We start from the raw sequence: 7703 nt of genomic DNA on the forward strand, positions 1-7703 counted from the left end.
AACGCCCCGCCGGCCTCGTTGGCCCCGGCCCGAGTCAACAACGTCATGACCTCCTACACCTAGCGACCCGACCAGTCCAGCCCGGACCGCAGTCGGTCATTGTGACGGACGGGACGGCGGGGTCTTCGCCACGCGCTGCACCTGGATGCATCCTTCTTCCACGAGAGTCAGATTCCAGGGGAACCGTCTTGCAGGCCGAGACGCCCACATCACTGTCGGAGTTCTGAAAAGCCCCCCGCTGCATCAACAATCCATGTCGCTTTTTACGCAGAATAAATTACCCTCTCTTCAATTTCTGCGATTTTCCCAAGTGAGGATGATGGGATGAACCAAGGTCTGGTCAAGTGGTTGACGACCGATCGCGCGGCTTCCTCGAAAAGCGTCCGAATCAACAACGGATGGAAACGCTCGGATGGAGATCCACACCACCGCGGGTCGTCGGCATACCCCAGTGGTCGATGGGCCTGACCAAGCGGGCAAACTATTCAGGCGATGTGAGTCAATAACATTTGATAAACGCCGAGTAGATTTGGCGGACATTTCTCATGCAACTTTAAGTCTATGCGCCCGAGGATTAATTAAAAGCCAGGTAAGGTATCTTCTGGCTGACATCGAACCTGTGCGCCATCTCGGCCGTTGAGATACCCATCTCAGCAATCGCCTTCGATTGCCTCGCACGGGTACACCCGATGGGACATCGTGGCGGGCAGAGGCGGGATGCCGGCTGCGAGGCCACACCCCCATCTTGCCCTGAGACCGATTACCGGTGGTAGCGTACCGCCATTATTCATTCGACCCCTTATGGAGCCCCTGAATACATGAGCGACGGCCCAGCCGCCTGCCCTGGTGACAGTCCGAGCGTCACCCCCACCCCACCCCGCAGCTGGCGGGGTCGCCTGCACCTCGTGGGGAGGTGACTCAGGCATGGATCCAGTCCTGACACTGATCCTCGGATCCCTCATCATCCTGGCGATCATCGCCGCCAACGGCTTCTTCGTGGCCCAGGAATTCGCGTACATGTCTGTAGACCGCGTCCGCCTGCAGACCGCCGCCAAGGCCGGCGACCGCGCCGCCGCCCGCGCACTGCAGGTCACTCGCCGCACCTCCTTCATGCTCTCCGGCGCGCAGCTGGGGATCACGGTCACAGGCCTCATGGTGGGCTACGTGGCAGAGCCGATGGTGGGTGCGGCCCTGACCGAGTTGCTCGGCGGCACCGCACTGCCTTCTGAAGTGGTCATCGCCATCTCCACGCTGGGCGTACTGGTGGTGGCCACCCTGGTGCAGATGATCATCGGCGAGCTGTACCCCAAGAATTTGGCCATCGCCAACCCCGAGCCCCTGGCCCGCGCTCTGGCCCGGCCCACACAGATCTACCTCGGCCTGTTCGGCTGGCTCATCTGGGTCTTCGACAAGGCGGCCGAGGTGCTGCTCAAGCTCCTGCGCATCGAGCCAGTGCACGACGTCGACAGCACCGCCTCCGCCGAGGACCTGGACCGCATTGCCCTGGACTCCAGAGCTTCCGGATCCTTGCCCGCGGAGGTCTCCGTCCTGATCGACCGGGTGCTGGACTTCCCAGACCAGGACGTGCAGCACGCGATGGTGCCCCGCTCGCGTGTGGACGAGGTTCAGCCCCAGACCTCCCTGGCTCAGGTGCGCGACCTGATGGCCACCGGCCACACCCGCTACCCGGTGATCTCGAACGAACACGAACCGCTCGGGGTAGTCCACCTCACCGACCTGCTCGGTGAGACCCGGATGGCCCCGGACACCCCCGTGTCCGCCCTGATGCGCCCTGCACTGGTGCTGCCCACGATGATGTCCCTGCCCGACGCAGCCCGGGAGCTCGACGGCTCAGGGCAGCAGATGGCGTGCATCGTGGACGAGTTCGGCGGCTTCGTCGGCGTGCTCACAGTGGAAGACCTCGCGGAGGAGCTCGTGGGCGAGCTCACGGACGAGCACGACCTGCACCCCCAGGAGGAGATCACCGCCACAGGCCTGCACTCCTGGGTCCTGAGCGCAGAGGCCCACCTGGACGAGCTCGAGCGCCTCGTCGGGCACCCCCTGCCCGTGACCGAGGCCGAGTCCGCCGCCGGTCTGACCATCGACGCTCTGGGCCGTCTGCCCCGGGAAGGCGAGGTCATCACGATCGACCTGCCCGAGGACCCACGAGACTTCGGGGCTGAGGAGGTCTACGACCGCCACCTGCAGGTCGAGGTCCTCTCCATCCAACGCAGGGTCCCGGCTCGACTGCGGATCCACCTCATCGAGGTGCCCCGCTCTGACACCGCCGGCAGCCATGCCGCCCACGAGGCCCAGCCCGACGCCACCACGGACGAGGAGCGATGATGCACGGTCCACTGATCGTCATGCTCGTGACCACAGCGCTGATCGTGCTCAGCGCGATCTTCGTCATCATGGAGTTCTCCCTGCTGGGCGCCCGCCGGCACCGGCTAGAGGCCGAGGCAGGACGCAGCCGCGCCGCGCGGGCCGCTCTCAAGGGAGTCGACGAGCTGACCCTCATGCTCGCCGCAGCCCAGTTGGGCATCACCTTGTGCACCTTCGCCCTGGGGGCGATCACCAAGCCGGCCGTCGACGCATGGCTCGGCCCCGTCCTGGAGGACTGGGGCATCCCCGCAGCGGCAGCCGGAACCGCCTCCTTCGTCCTGTCCTTGCTGGCCGTGACCTTCCTTCACCTGGTCATCGGGGAGATGGCCCCCAAGTCCTGGGCCATTGCCCACCCCGAGACCGCAGCCAAAGCCGTGGCCGTGCCCGCACGCGCCTTCGTCTGGACCGTTCGCCCCCTGCTGCTGCTGGCCAACCGGCTGGCCAACCGCCTGGTGACCCTCAGCGGCGTCACCCCCGTGGACCAAGCCGCCGTGGGCGGCTACGACGCAGCGGCCATTCGTCAGCTGGTTGAGCACTCCGCCGCCGCCGGCACCCTGGACCGGCAGAACCATGAAGCCTTGGCCGGTGCCCTGGACCTTCAGACCCTCACTCTCGGGGACCTCCTCCCCCAGGGTCAGCACCCGGTCAAGGTCGCCCCCGACGCCGACGTCGAGGCGGTCCAGAATGCCGCTGCGTGCTCAGGGCACTTGCGTATCCTGGTCCAGCCGGACCATACCCCTGAGAGCGTTCCGGGCGTCGTCCACGTGCGGGACACCCTCACGATGGAGCCTTCTGCGCCAATCCAGCCGCTTATCCAGCAGGCTCTGACGCTGCCCTCCACCACACCGTTGCACGAAGCACTTGCCTCCATGCGCCGCAACAGCCGCCAGCTGGCCGCAGTAACCCAGGACAACCGGTTCACTGGGGTCGTCACCCTCACCGACGTCTTGCGCGGAGTGTTGCCCCGCGCGGCTTGAGTCCACACCTCGGCAACACCACCGCGGGGGCCGCTGAAACGGCCCCCGCGGTGGTGTGGACAAAGAATCAGAATCGGCACAGTGGCCTCGCCCCCCATTCCGGCCTCAATGGGCTCAGTCATGCTCCGACTCACGGGCGTGTAACGGCTAAATCGGTCGTTTGTGGCGGCTGCTCGGTGTGCCGCCCGGTGTCATGTGTGGCTTGCGCCGCTATATGGCGGGGTTCTGTCGGAGCTCAGTGGCGGCCTCCAAGCACGCGGGCAAGAGGGCGCTGCGAGTGAGGCTCACGTTCCGCAAGCCGATCCTTCACCGGGACAGCGGCCGACGGCAGGCCGGAGGAATAGGCGTCGCGATAGGGTGCACCCCGCGCAACAGAACCGTTGCGAAAGGTCTAACACCCCAACGCAACAGAGTGGGCCGCCATGCGCTGCCACGGGCCCGTGAACTTCGGTGTCACAGGTAGCGGCAGACATCCTCGGGGGAGCACGTGGCCGGGTCGCCGGCGGCGGCGTCCTCGCGCAGGTCGGCGATCGTGGTGCGTAGCTGCGCGAGCTCGGCGAGTTGCCGGTCGATCACATCAAGGCGGGTGTCGAGCAGGTCGGTGACGTGCCGGCAGGGGGCCTGCCCCCGGTCGCGGATGTCCAGCACCTGACCGATCTGGGCCAGGGTCAGCCCGGCCGCTTGCCCCCGGCGGATGAAGTCCAGCCGGTCGAGCACCTCGGCGCCGTAGTCCCGGTAGCCCGCCGGGGTGCGGTCCGCGGCGGGTAGCAGCCCGACCTCCTCGTAGTACCGCAGGGTCTTGCTCGTCGTGCCCGACGCCCGAGCCACCTCACCGATCCGCATGCCACTCATTCTCCCCCTTGACCTTCCAGTGCACTGGAAGGTCGATCCTGAGGGCGATGAAGGAGGAGTTCATGACGGCAACGGCTAACAGCAGGTCGTATGACCTGGCAATGATCGGGTTCGGTGGGGCGGCGTTCGCGGCCGCGATCCGCGCCACCAACCTCGGCAGACGGGTGGTGATGATCGAGCGTGGCACCGTCGGCGGTACCTGCGTGAACACCGGGTGCGTGCCCTCCAAGGCCTTGCTCGCGACCGCCGAGGCCCGCCACGTCACACTCGACGCCTCCCGGTTCCCCGGCCTGCCGCTCCCCGAAGTCCGGCCGGTCGACATGCCCGCCTTGATCGCCGGCAAGGATCGGCTCGTCGGGTCACTGCGTGGCGAGAAGTACCTGGACCTGGCCACCGAGTACGGATGGGATCTCCACCCCGGGGACGCCACGTTCGTCGGCACACCCAGCGAGCCGGCACTGCGCGTCACCGGCCCTGACGGCACGGTGGAGACGGTCCGGGCCGCGCACTACCTCATCGCCACCGGCTCCAGGCCCTGGGCGCCGCCGGTCCCCGGCCTGCAGGAGGCCGGTTACCTGACCTCGACCACCGCGATGGAACTGGACCACGTCCCGGAGTCGCTGCTGGTCATCGGCGGCGGCTACGTCGCGATGGAGCAGGCCCAGCTCTTCGCTCGGCTCGGCGTCCGGGTCACCATGCTGGTCCGCTCACGGCTGGCGTCCCAGGAAGAACCCGAGGCGTCCACCGCCCTGGATGAGATCTTCACGGACGAAGGCATCCAGATCATCCGCGGCGCGGTGCCCAGCGCGGTCCGCCGCGACCCGGCCACCGGCGAGGTCACGGTCACTGCCACCACCACTGACGGCTCACAGGAACTCCGGGCGGCCGAGGTACTCGTCGCCACCGGGCGCCGCCCGGTCACCGCCACGCTCGGTCTCGACACCGTCGACGTGCGCACCGGCGACCACGGCGAGGTGGTTGTCGACAGCCATCTGCGCAGCACCAACCCGCGCGTCTGGGCTGCCGGTGACGTCACCGCCCACCGTCAGTTCGTGTACGTCGCCGCGGCCCACGGCGCCCTCGTCGCCGACAACGCCCTCACCGGCGCCGGCCTCGAGGTCGACTACCGCCACCTGCCCCGGGTCGTGTTCACCAGCCCCGCCCTGGCCGCCGTCGGGATGACCGAACGGCAGGCCTCCGCTGCCGGGATCCGCTACGACAGCCGTGTCCTGTCACTCGCGCACGTCCCACGCGCGATCGTCAACCGCGACACCCGCGGGTTCATCAAGATGGTCACCGACGCCGACACCGGCCGCATCATCGGCATTACCGCCCTGGCCCAGGACGCCGGCGACCTCGCCGCCGCCGGGGTCTACATGCTCGAGGCCGGCATGACCACCAGCCAGGTCGCCAACCTCTGGAGCCCCTACCTGACCATGGCCGAAGGCCTCAAGCTCACCGCGCAGGCCTTCACCACCGACATCGCCAAGCTCTCCTGCTGCGCGGCGTGAACCTGCCCCGCACACAGGGACACCGATAGGGGACCGCCTCGCCCCGGGGCGCGAGACAAGAAAATGGGCGCCGATCAGCCCTACTTACTGGCACCCCTGCGTATCGGACCTGCAACCACCGGGGAGTTCAGTCGATGCAAGAACTCCCGTCCCAGGCCTATATCTGGACGTCTTCACGACCTCTACGTGCTCGACCCGACGAGGACAGCACTGGACGACGCGATGACCGCCTTGCGGCGCCGCCATGAGGCCGCGGTCCGTTTGGGCCGCGTCACCGCACCACCATGACCACGATCGTCACCACGTAAGCCGCGGCGACCAGACCGATCCCCAGCAGGGTGAGCACCACCCCGCGCCGGGCCGGCCGCTGGCCCTCGTCCGGCCCGGGGCCCTTGCCGTGCTTCGCGGCCATCGCGCGCTCCTAAGACGTTGCTCAAGCATGTGCGGCTCTCGCGAGCGGGCTTCCGTGCCGAGTGCTACCAGCTCAGGTCGTGACAGCCGTCGCTGCCGGCGCCCTCCACCTGCAAGGTGGCATGGGCGATACCGTAACGGTCGCGCAGCACCCGGCGCGCGCCGGCAAGCACGGCGCCGTGGTCCGCGCCCTGGTCAGCGACCAGGTGGGCCGTGGCCACGTTCATCCCCGACGTCAGGGTCCACAGGTGCAGGTCGTGGACCTCCTCCACCCCCTCGACCGCGTCCAGGTCACCGGCGACGTCCTCCGGGTCCACCCCTTCCGGGGCGTGCTGGCCCAGCACCGCGATCACCTGCCTGCCCAGAACCACCGCCCGGATGATGACGAAGACCGCGATGAGCGCCGCGACCACGACGTCCCAGATCGGCTGGCCGGTGAGAATGATCAGCACGCCGGCGACCATGACACCCACCGACCCGGCGGCGTCGGCGATCACCTCGTAGTAGGCGCCCTTGACGTTCAGGCTGTCCTTGGCCCCGCTGCGCAGCAGCAGCATGGAGATGATGTTGATCACCAGGCCGGCGAAGCCGACCGCGAGCATGGCGCCGGAGGCCACCTCCGGCGCGTCGCCCAGCCGGCTGATGGCCTCGACCACCACGTACACCCCGACCGCGAGCATCGCCAGCACCGCCAACGCCGAGGCGAACACCTCGGCCCGGTAGGAGCCATAGGTGCGTCGCCCCGTGGAGTCCGGCCGGCTCGCGATGCGCGTCGCCAGCAGCGCCGCACCCAGCACCACCACATCGGCAGCCATGTGCCCGGCATCCGACAGCAGCGCCAACGACCCCGACACCAGCCCCGCGACCAGCTCGATCAGGAAGAAGCCCGCCGTCAGGGCGAACGCCCCCGCCAGCCGCCGACGGTAGCGGCCACCGGCACGCCCGGTCGCCGGGGCATGGCTGTGTCCCGCCCCCATCAGCCCTGCCCCTCGTGGCGGGCGTGCTCACGGGAGACGTCCAGCAGCATCCGCACATGCCCGTCAGCGAGGCGGTAGTACACCATCCGCCCCTCCCGGCGGTTCTCGACCACCCCAGCGGTACGCAGCACCCGCAGCACCTGGGACACCGACGCCTCCGCGACATCGACCGACGCCGCCAGGTCACACACGCACAGCTCGCCGGCCTCCAGCAACGCATACAGCGCCCGGGCACGGCGCGGGTCCCCCAGGAGCTTGAACAGCCCGGCCAACCTGCCGGCCTCGCGCTCGTCGGGGATCCTCTCCCGGGTCAGCGCCACCTTCTCCGGATGGACGGCGGTGACCTGACACGAATCCAACGGCGTCACACTCATGCCACGACCATACACCTATGCAGATGTGCAGATATCAGCAGCGGGAGCCACACACGAGAGGTCAGCAGGTTCTGTATGCTCAGCGCATGCTGACTATTGCTTCGCGGCTGGACGTGATGAACCGGCTGGGCCGGGCGATGGCCGACCCGACCCGCTCCCGCATCCTCATGACACTCCTCGAGGGCCCGAGCTACCCGGCGGTACTCGCCCGCGACC

8 protein-coding genes are annotated in these 7703 nt (G+C 68.1%); 4 read left to right on the forward strand and 4 right to left on the reverse strand.

Annotation, left to right across the window (positions count from 1 at the left end):
* The first annotated feature begins 924 nt into the window (after positions 1–924).
* Both ACTSKS_RS10765 and ACTSKS_RS10770 read left to right on the forward strand, forming a co-directional pair.
* Complete coding sequence (locus ACTSKS_RS10765; RefSeq protein WP_036337238.1) at positions 925–2346, forward strand: hemolysin family protein; 1422 nt, start codon at positions 925–927, stop codon at positions 2344–2346.
* Positions 2346–3362: a CNNM domain-containing protein gene (locus tag ACTSKS_RS10770; protein ID WP_036337237.1), complete on the forward strand. Its 1017-nt coding sequence runs from the start codon at positions 2346–2348 to the stop codon at positions 3360–3362. Before ACTSKS_RS10765 ends, ACTSKS_RS10770 begins: the two co-directional genes overlap by 1 nt.
* A 453-nt stretch (positions 3363–3815) precedes the next feature.
* Here ACTSKS_RS10770 and ACTSKS_RS10775 read toward each other — a convergent pair whose 3' ends face one another.
* Complete coding sequence (locus tag ACTSKS_RS10775) at positions 3816–4205, reverse strand: heavy metal-responsive transcriptional regulator (RefSeq protein WP_036382791.1); 390 nt, start codon at positions 4203–4205, stop codon at positions 3816–3818.
* A 56-nt stretch (positions 4206–4261) separates the two neighbouring features.
* Between ACTSKS_RS10775 and merA the strand changes: the two genes are divergently transcribed.
* Positions 4262–5725 carry a mercury(II) reductase gene (gene merA / locus ACTSKS_RS10780; protein ID WP_049146770.1) on the forward strand — a complete coding sequence of 488 codons (1464 nt, stop codon included), beginning with the start codon at positions 4262–4264 and terminating at the stop codon, positions 5723–5725.
* 271 nt (positions 5726–5996) lie between these two features.
* On the opposite strand, the gene ACTSKS_RS10785 is transcribed toward merA, so the two are convergent.
* The 3 genes from ACTSKS_RS10785 to ACTSKS_RS10795 all read right to left on the reverse strand — a co-directional run bounded on the left by ACTSKS_RS10785 (position 5997) and on the right by ACTSKS_RS10795 (position 7487).
* Complete coding sequence (locus tag ACTSKS_RS10785; RefSeq protein WP_165381393.1) at positions 5997–6137, reverse strand: hypothetical protein; 141 nt, start codon at positions 6135–6137, stop codon at positions 5997–5999.
* A gap of 64 nt (positions 6138–6201) precedes the next feature.
* The gene (locus ACTSKS_RS10790; RefSeq protein WP_134416934.1) at positions 6202–7113 is read right to left on the reverse strand and encodes a cation diffusion facilitator family transporter; all 912 of its coding nucleotides are present in this window, start codon (positions 7111–7113) and stop codon (positions 6202–6204) included.
* Positions 7113–7487: an ArsR/SmtB family transcription factor gene (locus ACTSKS_RS10795; protein ID WP_044659923.1), complete on the reverse strand. Its 375-nt coding sequence runs from the start codon at positions 7485–7487 to the stop codon at positions 7113–7115. The genes ACTSKS_RS10790 and ACTSKS_RS10795 overlap by 1 nt, the downstream gene beginning before the upstream one ends.
* An 86-nt stretch (positions 7488–7573) precedes the next feature.
* On the opposite strand from ACTSKS_RS10795, the gene ACTSKS_RS10800 reads away from it, so the two are divergent.
* A partial coding sequence (locus tag ACTSKS_RS10800; protein ID WP_036335524.1) for an ArsR family transcriptional regulator occupies positions 7574–7703 on the forward strand: 130 nt, incomplete at its 3' end.

Source organism: Micrococcus sp. TCR-5, assembly GCF_052220525.1.
In the GTDB taxonomy this organism is placed as follows: Bacteria; Actinomycetota; Actinomycetes; order Actinomycetales; family Micrococcaceae; genus Micrococcus; species Micrococcus luteus.